16 protein-coding genes are annotated in these 22,501 nt (G+C 61.8%); 7 read left to right on the plus strand and 9 right to left on the minus strand.

Going from position 1 to position 22,501, the window contains the following annotated elements; all coding sequences use genetic code 11:
* Window positions 1–21: 21 nt before the first annotated feature.
* The 7 genes from C9383_RS25370 to C9383_RS25400 form a co-directional block, all read right to left on the minus strand.
* Window positions 22–1,551, minus strand: coding sequence for a DHA2 family efflux MFS transporter permease subunit (locus C9383_RS25370; RefSeq protein ID WP_090370168.1), 1,530 nt, complete (start codon window positions 1,549–1,551; stop codon window positions 22–24).
* Window positions 1,551–2,750, minus strand: a complete 1,200-nt coding sequence (locus C9383_RS25375; RefSeq protein ID WP_060756713.1) for an HlyD/EmrA/EmrK family protein — start codon at window positions 2,748–2,750, stop codon at window positions 1,551–1,553. The genes C9383_RS25370 and C9383_RS25375 overlap by 1 nt, the downstream gene beginning before the upstream one ends.
* 15 nt (window positions 2,751–2,765) lie before the next feature.
* Window positions 2,766–4,217, minus strand: coding sequence for an efflux transporter outer membrane subunit (locus tag C9383_RS25380; protein WP_090370165.1), 1,452 nt, complete (start codon window positions 4,215–4,217; stop codon window positions 2,766–2,768).
* Window positions 4,214–4,687 carry a MarR family winged helix-turn-helix transcriptional regulator gene (locus C9383_RS25385; RefSeq protein WP_090370163.1) on the minus strand — a complete coding sequence of 158 codons (474 nt, stop codon included), beginning with the start codon at window positions 4,685–4,687 and terminating at the stop codon, window positions 4,214–4,216. The genes C9383_RS25380 and C9383_RS25385 overlap by 4 nt, the downstream gene beginning before the upstream one ends.
* Before the next feature lie 224 nt (window positions 4,688–4,911).
* Window positions 4,912–8,583: a translocation/assembly module TamB domain-containing protein gene (locus C9383_RS25390; RefSeq protein WP_090370161.1), complete on the minus strand. Its 3,672-nt coding sequence runs from the start codon at window positions 8,581–8,583 to the stop codon at window positions 4,912–4,914.
* Window positions 8,583–10,310 carry an autotransporter assembly complex protein TamA gene (locus C9383_RS25395; RefSeq protein WP_090370159.1) on the minus strand — a complete coding sequence of 576 codons (1,728 nt, stop codon included), beginning with the start codon at window positions 10,308–10,310 and terminating at the stop codon, window positions 8,583–8,585. Before C9383_RS25395 ends, C9383_RS25390 begins: the two co-directional genes overlap by 1 nt.
* Window positions 10,311–10,374: 64 nt before the next feature.
* Window positions 10,375–11,016 carry a GNAT family N-acetyltransferase gene (locus C9383_RS25400; protein ID WP_060756718.1) on the minus strand — a complete coding sequence of 214 codons (642 nt, stop codon included), beginning with the start codon at window positions 11,014–11,016 and terminating at the stop codon, window positions 10,375–10,377.
* Between the two features lie 167 nt (window positions 11,017–11,183).
* On the opposite strand from C9383_RS25400, the gene xthA reads away from it, so the two are divergent.
* Entirely contained in the window at window positions 11,184–11,996 is an 813-nt protein-coding gene (gene xthA, locus C9383_RS25405; RefSeq protein WP_090370158.1) for an exodeoxyribonuclease III, read from the plus strand.
* A 202-nt stretch (window positions 11,997–12,198) separates the two neighbouring features.
* Window positions 12,199–13,527: a substrate-binding domain-containing protein gene (locus C9383_RS25410; RefSeq protein WP_090370156.1), complete on the plus strand. Its 1,329-nt coding sequence runs from the start codon at window positions 12,199–12,201 to the stop codon at window positions 13,525–13,527.
* Window positions 13,528–13,682: 155 nt separating this feature from the next.
* Here C9383_RS25410 and C9383_RS25415 read toward each other — a convergent pair whose 3' ends face one another.
* Window positions 13,683–14,912 carry an acyl-CoA dehydrogenase gene (locus tag C9383_RS25415; protein ID WP_090370155.1) on the minus strand — a complete coding sequence of 410 codons (1,230 nt, stop codon included), beginning with the start codon at window positions 14,910–14,912 and terminating at the stop codon, window positions 13,683–13,685.
* Window positions 14,913–15,078: 166 nt separating this feature from the next.
* Between C9383_RS25415 and C9383_RS25420 the strand changes: the two genes are divergently transcribed.
* From C9383_RS25420 to C9383_RS25430, 3 genes are all read left to right on the plus strand, one after another.
* Window positions 15,079–16,014: a LysR family transcriptional regulator gene (locus C9383_RS25420; RefSeq protein ID WP_090370153.1), complete on the plus strand. Its 936-nt coding sequence runs from the start codon at window positions 15,079–15,081 to the stop codon at window positions 16,012–16,014.
* Between the two features lie 61 nt (window positions 16,015–16,075).
* Window positions 16,076–16,468 carry a MerR family transcriptional regulator gene (locus C9383_RS25425; protein ID WP_060756723.1) on the plus strand — a complete coding sequence of 131 codons (393 nt, stop codon included), beginning with the start codon at window positions 16,076–16,078 and terminating at the stop codon, window positions 16,466–16,468.
* A gap of 16 nt (window positions 16,469–16,484) precedes the next feature.
* Window positions 16,485–17,384 (plus strand): hydroxymethylglutaryl-CoA lyase, encoded by a 900-nt coding sequence (locus tag C9383_RS25430; RefSeq protein ID WP_090370151.1) that lies wholly within the window; start codon window positions 16,485–16,487, stop codon window positions 17,382–17,384.
* Between the two features lie 544 nt (window positions 17,385–17,928).
* On the opposite strand, the gene C9383_RS25435 is transcribed toward C9383_RS25430, so the two are convergent.
* The gene (locus tag C9383_RS25435; protein ID WP_090370150.1) at window positions 17,929–19,566 is read right to left on the minus strand and encodes an AMP-binding protein; all 1,638 of its coding nucleotides are present in this window, start codon (window positions 19,564–19,566) and stop codon (window positions 17,929–17,931) included.
* Window positions 19,567–19,716: 150 nt separating this feature from the next.
* Here C9383_RS25435 and C9383_RS25440 point away from each other — a divergent pair, with 150 nt between their 5' ends.
* Both C9383_RS25440 and C9383_RS25445 read left to right on the plus strand, forming a co-directional pair.
* Window positions 19,717–20,880 (plus strand): isovaleryl-CoA dehydrogenase, encoded by a 1,164-nt coding sequence (locus C9383_RS25440; RefSeq protein ID WP_090370148.1) that lies wholly within the window; start codon window positions 19,717–19,719, stop codon window positions 20,878–20,880.
* A gap of 11 nt (window positions 20,881–20,891) precedes the next feature.
* A complete protein-coding gene (locus tag C9383_RS25445) occupies window positions 20,892–22,499 on the plus strand; it encodes a carboxyl transferase domain-containing protein (RefSeq protein WP_060756727.1) in 1,608 nt (535 codons plus the stop codon).
* The last annotated feature ends 2 nt before the right edge of the window (window positions 22,500–22,501 follow it).

Genomic DNA, 22,501 nt, shown 5'->3' on the forward strand with positions numbered 1-22,501 from the left:
TGGACCGCGTGCACCCCGGGGTCAGTGACCGGAAGCCGCAGGCCCCGCTTTGGCGGTGAATGGCGGCTTGGCCAGCCACACCAGCAGCATCAACGCCATGAACATCCAGCCCAGCAACGTGAAGTAATCCACGGTGGACATCATGTACGCCTGGCTGGTGAGGATCTGGTCCAGCTGGGTGTAAGCCTTCTGCCCTGCCCCGCCCAACGCATTCAGGGCGTCACGGGTGGCCGAGTCATAGGTGGTCATGTTCTCGCTCATATACGCATGGTGCTGGTCCGCCCGGCGAATCCAGATCCAGGTGGTCAGCGATGCCGCGAAGCTACCGCCCAGGGTACGCAGGAACGTCGCCAGCCCGGCGCCGTCGGCAATCTGGTGCGGCGGCAGGTCGGACATCAGGATGCTCAAGGTCGGCATAAAGAACAGCGCCACGCCGATACCCATGAACAACTGCACCAGGGCAACGTGCTGGAAGTCGACTTCATTGGTGAAACCGGCGCGCATGAAGCAACTCAAGCCGATCGCCAGGAACGCCACGCCCGCCAGCAGGCGCAGGTCGAACTTGTGCGCGTACTTGCCCACGAAGGGTGACATCAGCACCGGCAAAATCCCGATTGGCGCCACCGCCAGGCCGGCCCAGGTGGCGGTGTAGCCCATCTGGGTCTGCAACCATTGCGGCAGGATCAGGTTGATGCCGAAGAAACCCGCATAGCCCAGGATCAACACGATGGTGCCGATACGGAAGTTGCGGTAGGCGAACAGCCGCAGGTTGACCACCGGGTGCTTGTCGGTCATTTCCCAGATCACGAACACCGCCAGGGCAATCGCCGAGATCACGGCGCCAATGATGATGAAGTTGGATTCGAACCAGTCCAGGTCGTTGCCCTTGTCGAGGATGATCTGCAAGGCGCCCACACCGACGATCAGGCTCAACAGCCCGACGTAGTCCATCGGCTGATAGCTGGTGACCACCGGGCGTTTTTTCAGCTGCGCACGTACCACCATTACCGCAAAGATGCCGATGGGCACGTTGATAAAGAAGATCCACGGCCAGCTGTAGCTGTCGGTGATCCAGCCGCCGAGGATAGGCCCGGCGATGGGCGCCACCACCGTGACCATCGCCAGCAACGCCAGGGCCATACCCCGTCTCGCCGGCGGATACACCGCGATCAGCAACGTCTGGGTCATCGGGTACAGCGGCCCCGCCACCAAGCCTTGCAGCACGCGAAAGCCGATCAGCTCGGGCATCGAGGTGGACACACCACACATAAACGAGGCCAGTACAAACAGGATGGTCGCCCATAAAAACAGCTTCACCTCACCGAAACGCCGGCTCAACCAGCCGGTGAGCGGCAAGGCAATCGCGTTGCTCACCGCAAACGAGGTAATGACCCAGGTGCCCTGCTCCGAACTCACGCCGAGGTTGCCGGAAATGGTCGGCAACGCCACGTTGGCGATGGTGGTATCGAGCACCTGCATAAAGGTCGCCAGCGACAGGCCAATGGTGGCCATCACTAGGCTGGGTGGCGTGAAGGAGGCGTTATTGCTCATCAGCGTTGCACAGCCTTGGGTGCGGCGATGCTGTTGTCATGGATCAACTGGGTGATCATGGCGTCGGCTTCGGCCAGTTGGCGGTCATACACATTGGTGGTGAACGAGGCCTTTTGCGGCGCCTGTTGCGCCAGCACCGGGCCACTCTGGTCGTGCAGATCCACATTGACCAGGGTACTCAAGCCGACCCGCAGCGGGTTTTTGGCCAACTCGTCGGCGTTGATGTGGATACGCACCGGTACCCGCTGGACGATCTTGATCCAGTTACCAGTGGCGTTCTGCGCCGGTAGCAGGGCAAATGCGCTGCCGGTACCGGCGCCGAGACTGTCGACAGTACCGCTGAATTTCACGTCGCTGCCGTAGATATCCGCTTCGATGTCCACCGGCTGGCCGATGCGCATGTTGCGCAGCTGGGTTTCCTTGAAGTTGGCGTCGATCCACAGCTGGTCGAGCGGGATCACGGCCATCAGGGCGGTACCCGGCTGTACGCGCTGGCCCAGTTGCACGGTGCGCTTGGCCACGTAACCGGTGACCGGCGCAATCAAGGTGCTGCGGGCGTTGGTCAGGTAGGCCTGGCGCAGTTGCGCGGCGGCGGCTTGTACGTCGGGGTGCGAACTGATCACGGTGTCATCCACCAGCGCGTTGCTGGTCTTGAGTTGCTGCTCAAGGTTGGTCAGGGCGTTCTTTGCGGCGGTCAGGCTGTCACGGGCGTGGGACAGTTCTTCCTGGGAGATCGCGCCGCCCTGGGCCAGGGTTTTACGGCGGTTGTAGTTATCCTGGGCGGTCTGCACATCGGCTTTCTGCGCATTGACCTGCGCTTTCATACCATCGACATTGCTGTACAAGCCGCGCACCTGGCGCACGGTGCGCGCCAGGTTGGCCTGGGCACTTTGCAGGCCGACGGCGGCGTCATTCGGGTCGAAGTTGACCAGCACCTGGCCTTCGTGGACCAGGTCGCCATCGTCGGCGCCGATGCTGACCACAGTGCCGGTGACCAGCGGAGTGATTTCCACCACGTTGCCGTTCACATAGGCGTCGTCGGTACTTTCGCTGAAGCGGCCGTAGAACTCATACCAGCCCCACACGCCCACGGCGCCGAGGATGACGATCAGCGCCAGGAGCAGCAGCATCACCTTGCGTTTGCGCGGGTTGCTGTCGTTGGTGGGTTCGTTTGCGTTATTGCTGTCGGCAGTGGCCATGACAAATACCTCCAATTATTCCGTGCGTGTGGCTGGGGTGGTTGCGCCCACGTTATTGGCGTTGAACCCGCCACCCAGGGCCTGCATCAATTGAATCGACAAATCGATCTGTGCCGCATTCAGGGTCGCCAGCTGACGCTGGGCCTGCAGCAATTGCTGCTCGATGCTGAGCACATCCAAGTAGCTACCGATCCCGGAGCTGTAGCGCTGCATACCGGTATCAAAGGACTGCCTGGCAATGTCCGCAGCGTGTTGCTGGGCCTGGATCTGCCGTCCGGTGTCGCGTAGCTGGGACAGGGTGGTGCCGATATCGCCCAAGGCTTGCACCAGGGTTTTGTTGTACTGGGCAACGGCCAGGTCGTAATCGGCGTCGCGGGCATCCAGGTCGGCACGCAGGCGCCCGCCATCGAAGATCGGCAACGAGATCGTCGGCGCAATGCTGAAGAAGCGGCTGGCCGAGCCGAACATTGCATCCCCCAGCAACGACTCGGCCCCGGCGCTCGCGCTCAGGTTGAGGTTGGGGTAAAAGCGGGTTTTGCTCGCGTCGATATTTTTGCTCGCAGCCTCCACACGCCAGCGCGCGGCGATCAGGTCCGGGCGACGGCCCAGCAGCTCGGCCGGCAGCACGGACGGCACGGCCACGGCGCTGGCTTTCAATACGTTCGGGCGGGCCAGTTCGTTGCCACGATCGGGCCCTTTGCCGAGCAATACCGCCAGAGCGATCTTGGCGCTCTGCAGTTGTTTTTCCGCATCGATCAGTTGCGATTCGGAGCTGGCTTCCAGGCTTTCGGTCTGTTGGAACTGGTAGTCACTGTCGATGCCCGAACTCAGGCGGCGCTTGCTCAGGTCGAGCATCTGGCGCGTGCGCTTGAGGTCGTCATTGGCCAGGTCACGCACGATATGCGCCTGGCCCAGGTCGCTGTAAGCCTTGGCCACGTTGGCGGCCAGGGTCAGGCGCGCGGCCTGCTGGTCGACTTCGGCGGCGCGGGCCTGGCCCAACGCGGCTTCCCAGGCGGCGCGCTGGCCACCCCAGAGATCGAAGTTGTAGTTGAAGCCGGCACTGATGTTACGCACCGTGGCGTAGGCATCGCCCTGCCCTCGCGGGTCCTGGTCCTTGGCCAACCGCGAGCGGCTGATACCGGCGCTGGCATCCAGGGTCGGCATGCGTGCGGCGTCGGCGGCAAAGGCCGCCGCTTGGGCCTGGTGCGCACGGGCGCTGGCCACTTGCATGTCCGGGCTGTTCTGCAGGGCCTCGCGAATCAGGCCGTCGAGTTGCGGGTCGCCCAGGCTTTTCCACCAATCGGCGGTCGGCCAGGCGGCCGTCGACAGGGTCACGCCATTGAGGGATTTGCCGGTTTGCAGGGTGTTGGCGTCGAGGCGTTTGCCTTGAGTGTCGAGGCCGCTGTAGTTGGCGCAACCGGCCAGGGTCATCGCCACCAGCACCAGGCTGAGTGCGCGTGTGTTCATTGATCACCTACCCGCTGGATGACGATGGCGTCACCCGCAGCTATCAGGATTTTCTTGAGGATGCGTTCCAGGGTTTGCAACTCGCCAGGCTCCAGGGCTCCGGCCAGTTGGTTCATCGACTGGGCGCCGATGTACGGCAACATGTCCGCCAGGCGCTGGCCGTCCTCGGTAAGCACCAGTTGCACCTGGCGCCGGTCGTGCTCGGAACGCTTGCGCGCGAGCAGGCCCTTCTGTTCCAGACGGTCGAGCATCCGGGTCATGGAGCCGCTGTCCAGGGACAGGTTGCGGCACAGCTCGGCCGGGGTGTCGACGTCGAATTGGGCAATGATGATCAACACCTTGAACTGCGCGGCGGTCACGCCATGGGGTTCCATATGGGTGTCGATGATGCGGTCTTTGAGCAGTGCGGCTCGGCCCAGCAGGAGGCCGAGGTGGCAGTTACGGAAACTGTCAGGGGTGAAGTGGGCCATCGGAAGTCACCTTATTACTGCCTAGGCAGTGAATGTATGACAAGATGTTACTGCTTAGGCAGCGAATGTCAAATGGAATTATTAGCTTGCTTGCTAATGTGGGAGGGGGCTTGCTCCCGATAGCGGTGTGTCAGTCACAGACAAGCTGGCTGATATACCGCTATCGGGAGCAAGCCCCCTCCCACAATCAAGCCTCCCCGCACTATTTTTTGTGCGAGTAAGACCTAGAAATCCCGCTTGTAGAAAATATCCAGCGAACTGGCCACGCCACTGGCCACTTCCAGATACACCTTCTTGCTGAGCAGATAGCGCAGCGCAATGGTATTGGCCGGCTCGAACACCCCAACCCCATAACGCAGGCTGAGTTTCTCGGTGATCTTGCCGCTGGCCACTACCGCCGTGGTGTTGCCGCTGCCCTGGGTGTCGAGTTCGAAGTCCTGGATGCCCAGGTTCTTGGCGATGTCCGAAGTCACCCCGGCACTGCCCATCAACCCCAGGCCCAATGCGGCTTGGGCGAGCATGTTGTTGTCTTCGCCGGTGGTGCTCAGCGGACGCCCCAGCACCAGGTAGGACAGTGCCTGCTCCTGGCTCATGGCCGGCTCCGAGAAGATCTGCGTGGTCGGCTGTTCGGCGCTGCCGCTCAGACGGATACCGGCAGTAACGTCGCCGGTCTTGCGCACGGCTTCGATGTCCAGATACGGCTGGTCGAGCGGCCCGGCAAACAACAGCCGGGCACGCCGCACATCGAGTTTTTGCCCGTAGGCGCGGTAGCGACCGTCGTTGAGCCACAGCTCGCCGCGGGTGTCCATGTTGTCGCCGATATGCACCTGGCCCTGCACCTTGGCGGTCAGGCCGAAGCCTGCGAAGTTGAGCTGGTCTTCGCCCACCACCACGTCGATATCCATGGCCATGGCCATCGGCGGCTTGCCCTCCTCGGTCTGGCTGCCGACGATGATCGTGTCATCCGAGACCTTGACGGTCGACGGCGGCAGTTCACGCACGGTGATATCGCCGCGCGGGATGTGCACCTTGCCGGCAATGGCCAGCTTGTCGCCCTTGAGACTGATCTTCAGGTCGGGCGCCACTTCCAGCACGGCGTAAGGCTCCACCGTCACCGGCAGTTGCGAACCTTGCAGGCTGAGGTCGACCGCCAGGGCCTGGCCCCAACCGATCTGGCCCTTGAGGCTGCCCTGCCCGGCCTTGCCGCTGCGCCAGCCACCATTGAGCTGCACATTCTCGCCAGCGATCAGCGCCTGTACATTCAGGCCCTCCAGGCTCACCGGCAATTGCGCCCCGGAAATCTCGCCGCCCACCAGGTTCACGCTGCCGTTGACCTGCGGCGCGAGCAGGCCACCGGAGATGCGCCCGCTGCCATTGAGCTTGCCGTTGAGTTTTTCCACCATCGGCACAAAGGGCCGCGCCACGGCGAGGTCCAGGCCGGTCAGGCTGAAATTGCCGGTCATCGGCTTGTTCTTCGGCAACGGATTGATCTGCGCCTGCACCAGCAGCTCTCCGAGCTTGCCGCCGCGGAAGTTGAGTTGGGTGTCGATGCGGTCAGGTTTGAGGGTGCTTTCCAGCTTCAGGGTCTCGTAGGGAAAGTCCAGCCACTGGGCCTTGTCCTTGACGCGCAAGGTGCCGCCACTGGCGTCCACCGCGACCACGCCCTTGGGGCCGCTGGCGGGCAGGTCGAGCTGCAGGTCGGCGTTGAGCTTGCCCTGCCAGGCAAAGTCTTTGGGCAAGAAGGCCGCCAGGCTGTCGATGGGGAATTGCTTGAGGTGGTAGCGCAATTTGGGTTCGGGCATCAGGCGCTGATCCTCACCACACAGGCTGGCCGCACCGGACACCCAACAATGTGCAGCGAAGGTCAGCTTGCCGTCCGCCAGCCGCTCGATCTTCGCCGGGGCCTGCAGGTTCCAGTCCTGGCCACCGGCTTGTACCTCGCCACTGGCCAGGCGCCCGCGCCAGTTGCCCTGGTCGAGATTGCCGTCCAGGGCCAGAGCCAGCTTGACCAGCGGGCCGGCCAGGTCCAACTGGACTTTCTGGCTCTTGATGTCGCCCTGGGCGCTGGCAGTCAGGGTGCCGACCTGGGTTTCGCCGGCCTGAATGCCGCTGCCCTTGAGGTCGAGCCTGGCGCGCTGGGCGCTATCGAGCGTGGCGTCGAGGCTCAGGCTCTGCAGGCGATTATCAGCGAATGCCAATTGCTGGCCTTTGAGATCAAGCTTGCCTTGCGGCGCCTTCAGGCTGCCGGCGACATCCACCCGGCCATTGATCTGCCCGCGCAGCTGTGGCCACAGCTGGGCCAGACGCGCCAGCTTGATATCAATCTGCCCGGCCAGGCGCTGCCGCAAGCTGCCACTGCCGTTGATGCGGTTGTCGCCGAGGCGGATATCCAGATTGGCCAGGGTCCATTGCTCGCCTGCCCCTTCGGCCTTGGCGGCCAGTACGGCGGTTTGCCCACGCAGACGGCCCTTGAGGTCGAGGTCGGCGTTGAGCTTGAGCTGTTCATTCTTGAACTCACCCTTGCTGCGCAGTGGGCCGGCCAGGGTGCCCGGCAATTCGGCGACCCAATACGCCGGGTTCAACGCCGACAGGTCCAACGCGGTGTCCCAGGCGATGCCGTCGGCAAATTGCAGGTTCAGGTGGCCCTCGGACTTGCCTTGGCCGGCGCTCAGTTTCAACTCCGGCAGGAAGACCTGCTTGAGGTCGCCACTGAACGGCGTGACCACATTGAATTTGCCGGCCGGGCCGTCGAGGTCGGCCTTGAGGTTGCCGAGGTAGTTGCCGTCTTTGTAGGAGACTTCACCATTAAAGGTACGCAATACCACCTGCGGCTCGTCGATCAGTGGGTAGAGGCGATGCCAGGGGAAATCCCGCCAGTCGATCCTGGCGTCGGCGCTGAAGCCTTGTTGCCAGTCCAGGTTGGCGCTGAGCTTGAGGCTCTGCTGGTCGCCGGCAGTCAGGTCGAGCCCGGCGATCTGCGCGCCCTTGGCGTCGACCTTGCCTTGCAGCAGCAAGTCCACCGGCCCTTTTTGCGCCGGCAACAGCGCTTTGCCCAGCAGTTGGTAACCGTTGTGCAAATCGCCTTGGGCGGTGAGGTCCAGTTGATTGAGTTGCAGGGTGTCGGGCAGGTCGGCGCTGGCTTTGAAGCCATCGGCGGTGAGGTGCAGTTGCGCGGGAAGGTTCTCCACCAGGGGCTGCAGTTCGCCGCTGAGCTTGCCCGGCAGGTAGCCGCTGCTGTCGGCGTCGAGCTTGAGGGTCTTGAGCAAGTCGCCATCGACCTTGAGGGCCACCTTCCATGGCACGCCGCCCGGAGCATAGGGCAAGCTCAGGTTGCCGGCGGCGGTCAACGGCCAATCGCCCACAGGTTGCAACAGGCCATTGAGGTCCAGCACCAGCCCATCGCGCTGCAGATGCACCGAGTCGATCTGCAGACCCGCCGCCGTCCAGTGTGCGGCCAATTGCAGGCCCTTGAGCTCTTCGCTGCCATTGAACACCAGGCTACCGACGCGAACTTCGCCCAATTGGATGGCAACCGGCAATTTCAACTCAGGCAATTGGATCGGCCCGCTGCTCTCTTCCGTACTGGGCGCAAAGTGCAGGTTGACCTGCTCCACGTCCAACTGATTGATGCACACCGTCATGCGCAACAGGCAGGCCGGTGACCAATCGAATTTCGGTGCATCAAGCTCGACGCGGCTGGAGCCCTGTTGCCACAGCAGATGATCGGCGCTCCATTGGCCGCCTAAATGCCCCTGGAAGTTCTCGACGCTCAAACCCGGCACCTGGCCCAATGCCCAACGGCTGCCCGCCTGGGTGCCAAGCAGCGCCCATAACCCCACAAACACTAAAGCGAGGAGCGCCACCACGGCCAGCCCCGCTATTTTCAAACCACGCATCACAGCTCAGGCCCCATGGAAAAGTGCAGTCGAATGCCGCCCGGATCTTCGAGGGCATGGGCCAGGTCGAGGCGGATCGGCCCCACCGGCGAGACCCAGCGGATGCCCACGCCGACACCGGTTTTCAGGCTGGGCATGTCCAGGGTGTTGAACGAGTTGCCCTGGTCGATAAAGGTCGCGATCCGCCATTTCTCGGCGATGGAGTATTGATACTCGGCGCTCAGGGCCACCATGTAGCGACCGCCGATACGGTCACCACGGTCGTTCTCCGGCGACAGGGTCTGGTACTCGTAGCCGCGTACGCTCTGGTCACCCCCGGCAAAGAAGCGCAGCGAGGGCGGCACGGATTTGTAGCCGTTGGTGGCACTGCCGCCGAACTGTGCACGGCCCAGAAAGCGATGGTTGTCCCACAACGTGGTCAGGCCCTTGATGGTCGCCGTACCGTAAAGCAGGTTGGTGTCGGAACCGAGCCCTTCCTTGGCAACCTTGGTGTCGAACATCAAGCGGTAGCCGTTGTGCGGGTCGATACGGTTGTCGCTGCGCAGGTAGGAATAACTGATCCCCGGCATCACCAGGTTACTCAAGCCGGAATCATTGCCCAGGCGATATTCTTCACGCTGGTACTTGAGCGAGATGATCCGGGTCCAGCCACTGGGCAACTTGCTGTGCCATTCGGGACCGACCGTGAGCAATTTACTCAAGGTGTCGGTGCCGGCGAGTTCTTCGTTCTGGTAGCCGCCGGCAAAGCGCAGCTTGTCGGTCAGCGGCGGGTCCAACGGCACGTCGTACCACAGCCCGACGTTCTGGCGCGGCGCCGATAATTCGGCTTCCCAGCCGTAGCTATGGCCTTGGGGGTTGACCCAGTGACGGGTCCAGTTGGCCTTGCCGCGGGGGCCGACGTCGGTCGAGTAACCCAGGCCAAGGCCCATGGTACGAGGCTTGCGGGTTTCCAGTTGCACCGCCACCGGGATCACATCGTCGGTGGCGGCAGCGGGCGCGGCGTCCACGCGCACGCCTTCGAAGAACCCGCTCGCTTGCAGGTTCTGGTTGAGTTCGGCGATCAATTCGGAATCGTAGGGGGTACCGCTTTTGAACGGCACCATGCGCTGCAGCAGGTCGGCATCGAACGGCGTGTCGCCGGTGAAGTTGACCTTGCCCATGGTGTAGCGCTTGCCACTGTCATAAATGAGTTCGATATCGGCCACGCCCGCCTTGGGGTCCACCGACAGCTTCTGGCTGGTAAAACGCCCGCTGAAAAAGCCGTAGCGTGACGCCTGGTTCTGGATCAGACGCTTGGCGTCTTCATAATGGCCGTGGTTGAGCACGGCGCCGGGCTTGAGGTCGTCACCGGCCGGCACGCGAAACGCCTTGAGGCTCGCGGCCTGGCCGTCGACCCGAATGGTCACGTTGCGCAAATGCACCGGTTCGCCGGGGTCGATGGTGAGGATCAGGCGCGCGTTCTTGCCGCCCTGTACATCACTGGCGATCTGTGGCTGATAGAAACCCAGAGCCTGCGCCGCTTTGCGCGCCTGCTCCTCGGCGCCACGGCTGAACCGCAGCAACGCTTCTTCATCACGATCGCCGACCCCGCCGATATAGCCTTCGATGTTGGCTTTCAACGCGTCGTTTGAGGGTTTGACACGCACGTCCAATTCGCTTTGCGCCAAAGCGCCGCAGCTTGTGAACAGCAGAACCAAGCCGCTGGTAAATCTTCCTGGAAACTTCATAGGCGCGGATGCTACACGAGCTAGGGAGACTGTTTGAACTCGGAATTGTCTGAATAATTCTGTCTTAACCCGTTGCAGCATGTAACGCCTGGGGATTGGGGTGAAAAAACACGTGCTCCAGGATCGGCCCTACGGCGACTTCACCGATTTCCTCATAGCCTTGGCGTTTGTAGAACTCCAGGTAGCGGGAGTTGCCGGTGTCGAGCACCACGCCCGACGAGTGTGGGTCTTCGGCACACCAGTTGTGCACCGCTTCCAGCAGTTGCTCGCCGTAGTGCTTGCCCTGGAATTGCGGGTGAATGCCCAACAGCGGCAGCACATGCACCGCGTCCCCCGGCAGGCACGCCAACACCGCGTGATGGTATTCCAGGTAACGCCGCGTACCGCGCACGCCGGTGCTCAGCCACATGCGCAATTGCCAGGCCCAGCTCTCGGTGATCCCCAGGCGCCGTTGCGGTGGCGCGATCAAGGCAATGCCGATCAAGCGGTCATTCACCAATAGGCCGATGGCCGGCAAGTTCTGGAAGAAATGCTGCTTGACCAGCTCGCGCACCGTGGCCCGCACGCGCTGCTCGTAGCCCGGACGCTCGGCTTCGAAGATATAGGCGAAGGTCGGCTCATGACGATAGGCCTGGTACAGCAATGAGCGGGCTTCGCGGGAATATCCGCTGTCGAGCAGGTGAATCTGGGCAGTGGTGTCGGGCATACGTTCAATCTCCCTGGGCGCCATTGAAAGGTGGCGTTCTTATGGGTACGAACTTGTACGGCGCGAGTCGTTCCCAGACATTAGCAGTGCATCCATCCTACCGCCACGCTGGCCCCCGCCGGACTTGTCGGCTAGCATCGCCGTTTTGCCAGACTGGACTGCCGACCATGAAAATCGTCTCTTTCAATATCAACGGGCTGCGCGCCCGCCCTCATCAGTTGGCAGCGTTGATCGAGAAACACCAACCCGACGTGATCGGCCTGCAGGAAACCAAAGTCCACGATGACCAGTTCCCCTTGGCCGAAGTACAGGCTTTGGGCTATCACGTGTATTACCACGGGCAAAAAGGCCATTACGGCGTGGCGCTGCTTTCGCGCAAAGAAGCCCTGAGCGTGCACAAAGGCTTTGCCACGGATGAAGAAGACGCCCAGCGCCGTTTTATCTGGGGCACCTTCGCGGATGAAAACGGCCACCCGATCACCGTGATGAACGGCTACTTCCCCCAGGGCGAAAGCCGCGACCACCCGACCAAGTTCCCGGCCAAGCAGCGCTTCTATGAAGACCTGCAGCACCTGCTGGAAAGCCAGTTCAACAATGAGCAGGCTCTGGTGGTGATGGGCGACGTGAACATTTCCCCGGAAGACTGCGATATCGGCATCGGCGCCGACAACGCCAAGCGCTGGCTGAAAACCGGCAAGTGCAGTTTCCTGCCGGAAGAGCGCGAATGGATGGCGCGCCTGAAAAACTGGGGCCTGGTGGACAGCTTCCGGCACTTGAACCCGACGGTAGCCGACCGCTTCAGCTGGTTCGATTACCGCAGCCGCGGCTTTGAAGACGAGCCCAAGCGTGGCTTGCGCATTGATGTGATCCTGGCGTCCAACGGCTTGCTGCCACGGGTCAAGGATGCCGGTGTGGATTACGAGTTGCGCGGTTTGGAAAAGCCGTCGGACCATGCACCGATCTGGCTTGAGTTGAGCTGATTCCCGGCTGAACCTGGTTGTTTCAGTGTCGGAGGGGGCTTGCTCCCGATAGCGGAGGGTCAGTCGGCAGATGTATCAACTGATCCACCGCTATCGGGAGCAAGCCCCCTCCCACATTTTGTCCCCCGGTGTGGCAGTCATATTGATGTCATCTGCCTGACTTATTCTCGCGGCACTCCCTTTGGCTTAAGAAGGTGCCGGCATGAGGCTGCGCGTTCTGTTCCTGCTGACCCTGTTCCCGCTCGTTGCTGTGGCCGCTGCCCTCCCCGTTCCCGACCAAGGCCCTGCGTTACGCATCCAGGGCTCCAACACGATTGGCGCGGCACTGGGACCGGCGCTGGTCAAAGGGTTGATGGAGCATCAGGGGTTACAGGGAATACACAGCGAAACCCCAGGCAGCAATGAACAGCGCTGGGTGGGCAAGACGCGCCAGGGCAAAACGGTAACCATCGAGGTCGCGGCCCACGGCTCCAGCACCGGTTTTACCGCACTGAACATGGCCAACGCCGACCTGGCGGCGTCTTCGCGCCCCATCAAGGACAGCGAGCTGGTAGACCTCGAGCCCCTGGGTGACCTGAAAAGCCCTGAAGCCGAACAAGTGATTGCCATCGATGGCCTGGCGATCATCCTCAACCCGCGCAACCCGCTCACCACCTTGAACACCGAGCAATTGGCGCAGATTTTCAACGGTGAGGTCAGTACCTGGGAGGCACTGGGCGGGATCGGGGGCGGCATTCATTTGTATGCGCGGGATGATCAGTCCGGCACCTATGACACGTTCAAGGAGCTGGTATTGAGCCGGCGTGGCAAGCCCCTGGCCACCAGTGCCAAGCGTTTCGAGTCCAGCGAGGCCTTGTCCGATGCGGTGAGCCACGATCCCCAAGGCATTGGCTTTATCGGCCTGCCCTATGTGCGCCAGGCCAAGGCCGTGGCGATTGTCGACGGTGACTCCCAACCCATGCTGCCGCTGGCCAGCCTGATTGCGACCGAGGACTACCCGTTGTCACGCCGGTTGTTCTTTTACCTGCCGCCGTCCAACCACAACCCCTGGGCCAAAGCCCTGGTGGACTTTACCCAGAGCGGCAAAGGCCAGGCGATCGTGGCGGCCAGTGGCTTTATTGCCCAGCACGTGCAGGCGATCAGTGTGGAGCCACGCCCATCGATGCCCGAGGACTATCAAGCCATCGCCCGCGACGCCCAGCGCTTGAGCGTGAACTTCCGCTTCGAGGAAGGCAGCGCCAGCCTGGACAACAAGGCGCGGCAGGATTTGCAGCGGGTGGTGGCGTACCTGAAAGGCCACGGCAAGCTCGACAAGCAGGTCACGTTGGTGGGGTTTGGCGATGTGAAGAATGATCCGCAGCGGGCGGCGTTGCTGTCCAAGCTGCGGGCGATGGCGGTACGCCGGGAACTGGTCAAGAGCGGCGTGGTGCTGCGTGATATCCGTGGGTTTGGTGCGCAGATGCCGGTGGCGGCGAATACGGCGGATGAGGGGCGAATCAAGAATCGGCGGGTGGAGGTTTGGGTGTACTGAGGTCTGTGGGGTTTGTGTTGTCGATACTGGCCTCATCGGGAGCAAGCCCCCTCCCACACCAGACTGGGTTCACAAATGGGTACGTGCGAACCCAATCAAGTGTGGGAGGGGCGGTGCGACGATTCGACTTGCTCCCGATTGCAGGCGACGCGGTCCTACTGCCCGCTACGCATCAGTTCCCGCGGCACATACTTGCCGATCTCGAACTTGCCGATCGCCGCGCGGTGCACTTCGTCCGGGCCGTCGGCCAGGCGCAGGGTGCGTTGCATGGCGTACATGTAGGCCAACGGGAAGTCGTTGGACACGCCCGCGCCGCCATGGATCTGGATCGCCCGGTCGATGACCTTCAACGCTACGTTCGGCGCCACCACCTTGATCTGGGCAATTTCGCTTTTCGCCACTTTATTGCCGACAGTGTCCATCATGTACGCCGCTTTCAAGGTCAGCAGGCGCGCCATGTCGATTTCCATGCGCGAGTCGGCGATCTTGTCGATATTGCCGCCCAGACGGGCCAATGGCTTGCCGAATGCGGTACGGCTGACAGAGCGTTTGCACATCAGTTCCAGTGCGCGCTCGGCCATGCCGATCGAGCGCATGCAATGGTGGATACGGCCCGGGCCAAGGCGCCCCTGGGCAATCTCGAAGCCCCGGCCTTCGCCGAGCAGCACGTTTTCGTAGGGCACTCGCACATTCTCGAACAGCACTTCGGCGTGACCGTGGGGAGCATCGTCGTAGCCGAATACCGGCAGCGGGCGCAGGATTTTCACCCCGGGCGTATCCACCGGCACCAGGATCATCGAGTGCTGCTGGTGACGCGGCGCGTCCGGGTTGCTCAGGCCCATGAAGATCAGGATCTTGCAGCGCGGGTCGCATGCGCCGGAGGTCCACCATTTTTTACCGTTGATCACCCATTCGTCGCCCTGGCGCTCGGCGCGGGCAGCCATGTTGGTGGCGTCTGAGGAAGCCACGTCCGGTTCGGTCATGGCGAAGGCAGAGCGGATTTCGCCGCGCAGCAACGGTTCGAGCCAGCGCTGCTTCTGTTCTTCATTGGCATAACGCACCAGCACTTCCATGTTGCCGGTGTCGGGAGCCGAACAATTGAAGGGCTCCGGGCCGAGCAAGGAACGTCCCATGATTTCGGCCAGCGGCGCATATTCAAGATTGGTCAGGCCGGCGCCGAGTTCGGATTCCGGCAGGAACAGGTTCCACAAGCCCTCGGCTTTGGCCTTGGCCTTCAACTCTTCCATGATGGCAGTGGGCTGCCAGCGATCGCCTTCGCTGACCTGGCGTTCAAACACCGGCTCGGCCGGGTAGACATACGCATCCATGAAGGCGGTGACGCGCTCACGCAGTTCCTGAACCTTGGGCGAATAGGCAAAATCCATGGGCAGCTCCCTTCTTTGAGAGGTTGTTTAGGGCATGGAATTGATGCTAGAACAGCGCTGATAATTTACCTAGCCTATTCTCGGCGTGTATTAACATTCATCACCGATATATGATCAACGCATGAGCACCTGACAAATCGCCATCTAACAATAAGAGCGCAACGCAATGAATCTGAGCAAGGTCGACCTCAACCTGTTTATCGTTTTTGATGCGATCTATACCGAAGCCAACCTGACCCGCGCCGGGCAGATTGTCGGCATCACTCAGCCGGCGGTATCCAACGCACTGGCGCGTCTGCGCGAAACCTTCAACGACCCGCTGTTCGTGCGTACCGCCCAGGGCATGGTGCCCACGCCCATGGCGCAGAACATCATCGGCCCGGTGCGCAATGCCTTGTCGTTGCTGCGGGTGTCGGTACAGGAAAGCCGGATTTTCAACCCCCAGCAGGCGGCCAAGACCTACCGCATCAGCATGACCGACCTCACCGAAGCGGTGATCCTGCCCCTGCTGTTCCAGCGTCTGCGCCGCCTGGCGCCCACGGTAGCGATCGAGAGTTTCCTGTCCAAACGCCGCGAGACCACCAAAGAGCTGGCGGCCGGGCGCCTGGACTTTGCCGTGGATGCGCCGCTGAACACCGACCCACAGGTGCGCCACGTCAAGTTGATGGAAGACCGCTACGTGTGCGCAATGCGCAAAGGCCATCCACTGGCGGGCAAAGACAAGTTCACCCTGGATGACTACCTGGCACTGACCCATATTCACATCTCCAGCCGCCGCAACGGCCTGGGCCATGTCGACCTGGCCCTGGGCAAGATGGGCATCCAGCGCAAGATCGCCCTGCGCTCGCAGCATTACCTGATGGCCTCGCAGGTGTTGCAGCAGACCGACATGGTGATGACCGTGCCCGAACGCTTCGCCCGCCGCCACGAACTGCACTGGTTCAACCTGCCGGTCAACGACGTGCCGCCCGTGGAAACCCACTTGTATTGGCATGAAAGCACCGACCAGGACCCGGCCAACCGCTGGATGCGTGAGCAAATGATCGAGTTGTGCCAACAAGTCATGGCGCAGGAAAAGAAGTTCGACAGCAAACCGGCTTGACCTTGACGTATACGTAAAGCTGACACTAGCCTAGCGCCCAAGCCATCCCTTGAGCGCCACCATGAGTACGACCTACAGCATCTCCGACCTCGCCCGTGAACTCGACATCACCACCCGCGCCATTCGCTTCTACGAAGAACAAGGCCTGCTGGCCCCGGAACGCCGGGGCCAGGAGCGCATCTACTCGGCGCGGGACAAGGTCAGCCTCAAGCTGATCCTGCGCGGCAAGCGCATCGGCTTCTCCCTGGCCGAGTGCCGCGAGTTGATCGAACTCTACGACCCCACCAGCGGCAACCACGTGCAACTCAACAGCATGCTGGCCAAGATCGCCGAACGGCGTGCGCAGCTTGAGCAACAGTTGCTGGATATCGAACAAATGAAGCTGGAACTGGACACCGCCGAAGAGCGCTGCACCCAGGCCCTGGCGCACACCATGAGCCAAGCCGGCCATTGATCAGAAGGTAACTGCCATGTCCCTCCCCTCGTATGTCCGCCTGGTCGAAGTCGGCCCACGCGACGGTTTGCAGAACGAAGCCCAGCCCATCAGCGTGGCCGACAAGGTCCAATTGGTGGACGCACTCAGCGCGGCGGGCTTGAGCTATATCGAAGTCGGCAGTTTCGTTTCACCCAAATGGGTGCCGCAGATGGCCGGGTCGGCCGAGGTGTTTGCACAGATCCAGCGCAAACCCGGGGTGACCTACGGTGCCCTGGCGCCGAACCTGCGCGGCTTTGAAGATGCCCTGGCTGCGGGGGTGAAGGAAGTCGCGGTCTTTGCAGCGGCATCGCAGGCGTTTTCACAACGCAATATCAACTGCTCCATCAGCGAAAGCCTGGAGCGCTTCGCGCCGATCATGGCCGCCGCCCAGCGGCATGGCATCAGCGTACGCGGCTATGTGTCCTGTGTGCTGGGCTGCCCCTATGAGGGTGAAGTTGCACCAGAACAAGTGGCGGCTGTCGCGCGGGAGTTGTATGCCATGGGCTGTTATGAAGTGTCCCTGGGCGACACCATCGGCACCGGCACCGCAGGCGCCACGCGGCGCTTGTTCGAGGTGGTGGGCGCCCAAGTGCCGCGGGACAAGCTGGCGGGGCACTTTCACGACACCTATGGCCAGGCGATCGCCAATATCTACGCCGGCCTGTTGGAAGGGATCAGTGTGTTCGACAGCTCTATCGCGGGCCTCGGCGGCTGTCCTTATGCCAAGGGCGCCAGCGGTAACGTCGCCAGCGAAGATGTGCTGTACCTGCTCAACGGCTTGGGTATCGAGACCGGTATCGACCTGGACGCCTTGATACGTGCGGGCCAACAGATCAGCGCGGTGCTGGGCCGCCCCACGGGCTCGCGGGTGGCCAAGGCGCGTAACGCCGTTTGAGTAGCGTGGTCGTGACAATGTGTTACCGCCTCGCTACTTAACGAGTAACACGGGAACATATTTTGTCTTATTTGCCGTAGGCCGTTGCCTACTAAAAAATCAAACCATTGATTTTAAAGGGTTTTAAAAAGTTGGCACGGCTTCTGCTATCTCTATGGCATAACAAGAATAAAAAGCGCCAAACCTAATAAAAATAAGACGAAACGACTCTGACATAACAAAAACAACACGGCAGAGACGCAGCTAACAGATTTTTTTGGAGAAGATGTGCTTCGCAGGGTACGGCATGCCGAAACCCGCAACCGGATAGAGAACAATAAAACTACCATCAGGTAGCTACCCACTGGTTGGATCGCACGCGAAGAAGCAGATCAGCGCTCAAAAAAATACGTTTGCTCTTGACCCCGCATGGGGGTCGCCAAAAAACAGCGGTAAAGGGTAACGGCTACCAAAAACAACAATAGGCCGCCCCTCAATAATAAAAAAAGAGCACGCAACGACAAATTAAAGGGGACCTTCGGGTCCCCTTTGTGCTTTCCGGGGTTTACCCCCGCCCTTCTCCCAGCTCTTCGATGGAAATCTCGCGCATGCGGAATTTCTGCACCTTGCCCGTCACCGTCATCGGAAACTCATCCACGAACTTGAAATACCGGGGCGTCTTGAAGTGGGCGATACGGCCCTTGCACCAGGTTTGCAGTTCCAGCTCATTGGCGGCGTGGCCGGGATGGAACTTGACCCAAGCGACGATCTCTTCACCGTAGCGCGCGTCCGGGATGCCGATGACCTGCACATCCGCCACCGCCGGATGGGTGAAGAAAAACTCCTCCAGCTCACGCGGGTACACGTTCTCGCCACCTCGGATGATCATGTCCTTGTTGCGTCCGGCAATGCTTACGTAGCCTTGCTCATCCATGGTCGCAAGGTCGCCGGTGTGCATCCAGCCGGCATCGTCGATGGCCTCGCGGGTGGCTTGCGGGTGGTTCCAGTAGCCGAGCATCACGCTGTAGCCACGGGTGCACAACTCGCCGATCTCGCCCCGCGCCACCGTGTTACCGGCAGTGTCGATGATCTTGTTTTCCAACTGCGGCTGGGTGCGGCCAACGGTGGTGACACGGCGCTCGAGGTCGTCATCCGGCCCCGTCTGCAGCGACACCGGGCTGGTTTCGGTCATGCCGTAGGCAATCTGCACCTCGCTCATGTGCAGCTCGCTGATCACTCGGCGCATCACCTCAATAGGGCACGTGGCGCCGGCCATGATGCCGGTGCGCAAGGTCGACAGGTCGAACTCGCGTCGGCGTGGGTGATCCAGCATCGCGATAAACATGGTCGGCACACCGTACAGGCCGGTCGCGCGCTCTTCGGCGACGGCGGTGAGGGTCAGCAGCGGATCAAAGCCGTCATTCGGATAAATCATGGTGGTGCCGTGGGTGATACAGCCCAGGTTGCCCATGACCATGCCAAAGCAGTGATACAGCGGCACCGGGATCACCAGGCGATCCTGCGCCGTCAGGCCCAGGCTTTCGCCGACCATGTAACCGTTATTGAGGATGTTGTGGTGACTGAGGGTGGCGCCCTTGGGGAAGCCGGTAGTGCCGGAGGTGTACTGGAGGTTGACGGCTTGATCGAAGTGCAGGCTGGCTTGGCGGGTATGCAATTGCTCGGGCGGCACGCCTGCACCGAGCGCCGCCAGTTGCGACCAGGGCAGGAAACCCGCAGGCGGGGCCGGGTCGAGACTGATGATGCCGCGCAGGTCGGGCTTCAGCTCCAGGAGCATGGCGTGGTAATCGGAAGTCTTGAACGACCCGGCGCACACCAGCCACTGGCAGCCGGACTGTTTGAGCACGTACTCCAGCTCGCTGCTGCGATACGCCGGGTTGATGTTGACGAGGATCACGCCGATCTTGGCGCTGGCGATCTGGCTGATACACCACTGGGCACAATTTGGCGCCCAAATACCCAGGCGATCGCCGGTTTGCATGCCCAGGGCCAGGAACGCACGGGCGTGCAGGTCCACCGCCTCGCAGAGTTGCCGCCAGGTGTAGCGACATTGCTGGTGACGCACCACCAGCGCCTCGCCATCCGGGTACTGCGCGACGGTGCGATCGAATGCCTGGCCAATGGTCATGGCCAGCAAGGTCTTGTCCTGGAAGCCACGGCTGTAGCTCTGATGCGGTTGATCCATAACGACCCCTGTTGTCTTTTTTGTAGGTTGACGTAAACGTAAACTACGATTGACAGCGTCGCAAGGCAAGCTTACGTTAACGTAAAGGTTAGCGCCCTCCCCTGGCGCTCAACCCACACAACAACAAAGCTCACATTAAGGTGCCTGTCCATGAGTTACCCGTCCCTTAACTTCGCCCTCGGCGAAACCATCGACATGCTGCGCGATCAAGTGCAGTCCTTCGTGGCCAAGGAGCTGGCACCGCGCGCGGCACAGATCGACAGCGACAACCTGTTCCCCGCCGATATGTGGCGCAAGTTCGGTGACATGGGCCTGCTGGGCATCACCGTCGCGGAAGAATATGGCGGCGCCGGCCTGGGTTACCTGGCCCATGTGGTGGCGATTGAAGAGATCAGCCGCGCTTCGGCTTCGGTCGGCTTGTCCTACGGCGCTCACTCCAATCTCTGCGTCAACCAGATCAACCGCAACGGCAGCCACGCGCAGAAACTCAAGTACCTGCCCCAGCTGATCAGCGGCGAACATATCGGCGCCCTGGCCATGAGTGAGCCAAATGCCGGCTCCGATGTGGTCTCGATGAAGCTGCGCGCCGACAAACGCGGCGATCACTACGTGCTTAACGGCAGCAAGACCTGGATCACCAACGGCCCGGACGCCCACACCTATGTGATCTACGCCAAGACTGACCTGGAAAAAGGCGCCCATGGCATCACTGCGTTTATTGTCGAGCGCGACTGGAAAGGCTTCAGCCGCAGCAACAAGTTCGACAAGCTGGGCATGCGCGGCTCCAACACCTGCGAGCTGTTCTTCGATGACGTCGAGGTGCCCGAAGAAAACATCCTCGGTACGCTCAATGGCGGAGTCAAAGTGCTGATGAGCGGCCTGGACTATGAACGCGTGGTCCTGGCTGGCGGCCCCACCGGGATCATGCAGGCTTGCATGGACCTGATCGTGCCTTACATCCACGACCGTAAGCAGTTCGGCCAGAGCATTGGCGAATTCCAACTGATCCAGGGCAAGGTCGCGGACATGTACACCCAGCTTAACGCCAGCCGCGCCTATCTTTACGCGGTGGCCCAGGCCTGTGAGCGTGGCGAAACCACGCGCAAGGATGCGGCCGGTGTGATTCTCTACAGCGCCGAACGCGCCACGCAGATGGCCCTCGATGCCATCCAGATTCTCGGCGGCAATGGCTACATCAATGAGTTCCCTGCCGGACGCCTGTTGCGTGACGCCAAGCTGTATGAAATCGGCGCCGGTACCAGCGAAATTCGCCGGATGCTGATCGGTCGCGAACTCTTCAACGAAACCCGCTGAGGGAGCACGCCATGGCCACCTTGCACACCCAGCTCAACCCGCGCTCGGCGGAGTTCGCCGCCAACAGCAGGGCGATGCGCGAACAAGTCGACGCCCTCCACGCCTTGCTTGCTCAAGTACAGCAAGGCGGCGGCGCCAAGGCCCAGGAGCGGCACACCTCACGCGGCAAGCTGCTGCCGCGTGAGCGCATCAACCGCCTGCTGGATCCTGGCTCGCCGTTTCTGGAACTCAGCCAGTTGGCCGCTCACCAGGTCTACGGTGAAGACGTGCCGGCCGCCGGGGTGATTGCCGGGATCGGCCGCGTGGAAGGCGTCGAATGCATGATCGTCGCCAACGACGCAACGGTGAAAGGCGGCTCCTACTACCCGCTCACCGTCAAAAAACACCTGCGCGCCCAGACCATCGCCGAGCAGAACCGCCTGCCGTGCATCTACCTGGTGGACTCCGGTGGCGCCAACTTGCCGCGTCAGGATGAAGTGTTCCCTGACCGCGAGCACTTTGGGCGGATCTTCTTCAACCAGGCGAACATGAGCGCCCAGGGCATCCCGCAGATCGCCGTGGTCATGGGCTCATGCACCGCAGGCGGTGCCTATGTGCCCGCCATGGCGGACGAAGCAATCATGGTGCGTCAGCAAGCCACCATCTTCCTCGCCGGCCCGCCGCTGGTGAAAGCCGCTACCGGCGAAGTGGTCAGCGCCGAAGACCTTGGCGGCGCGGACGTGCACTGCAAAATCTCCGGCGTGGCCGACCACTATGCCGACAGCGATGAACACGCCCTGGCCCTGGCCCGCCGCAGTGTGGCCAACCTCAACTGGCGCAAGCAGGGTGAGTTGCGGCAACGGCCGCCCGAGGCGCCGCTGTACAGCGGCGAAGAACTCTACGGCGTGATCCCGGCCGATGCCAAGCAACCGTTCGATGTCCGCGAGGTGATCGCACGGCTGGTCGACGGCTCGGTGTTCGATGAATTCAAGGCACTGTTCGGCACCACACTGGTGTGCGGTTTTGCGCACCTGCAGGGCTACCCGGTTGCGATCCTGGCCAATAACGGCATCTTGTTCGCCGAAGCCGCGCAAAAAGGCGCGCACTTTATCGAACTGGCCTGCCAGCGCGGGATTCCACTGGTATTCCTGCAGAACATCACCGGGTTCATGGTCGGCCAGAAGTATGAGGCCGGCGGTATCGCCAAACATGGCGCCAAGCTGGTCACGGCAGTGGCCTGCGCCAAGGTGCCGAAGTTCACGGTCATCATCGGCGGCAGTTTTGGTGCGGGTAACTACGGTATGTGCGGCCGAGCCTACGACCCACGCTTCCTGTGGATGTGGCCGAACGCACGCATTGGCGTGATGGGTGCCGAACAGGCGGCCGGCGTGCTGGTGCAGGTCAAGCGCGAACAAGCCGAACGTGCGGGCACAGGGTTCAGTGCCGAGGAAGAGGCGGCGATCAAGCAGCCGATCCTCGACCAGTACGAGACTCAGGGCCACCCCTACTACTCCAGCGCACGCCTGTGGGACGACGGTGTCATCGACCCGTTGCAGACCCGCGACGTGCTGGCCCTGGCCTTGTCCGCCGCGCTGAACGCCCCCATCGAGCCGAGCCGCTTCGGCGTGTTCCGCATGTAAAT

Origin of the sequence: Pseudomonas palleroniana, assembly GCF_003031675.1 — a bacterium.
GTDB classification, from domain to species: domain Bacteria; phylum Pseudomonadota; class Gammaproteobacteria; order Pseudomonadales; family Pseudomonadaceae; genus Aquipseudomonas; species Aquipseudomonas palleroniana.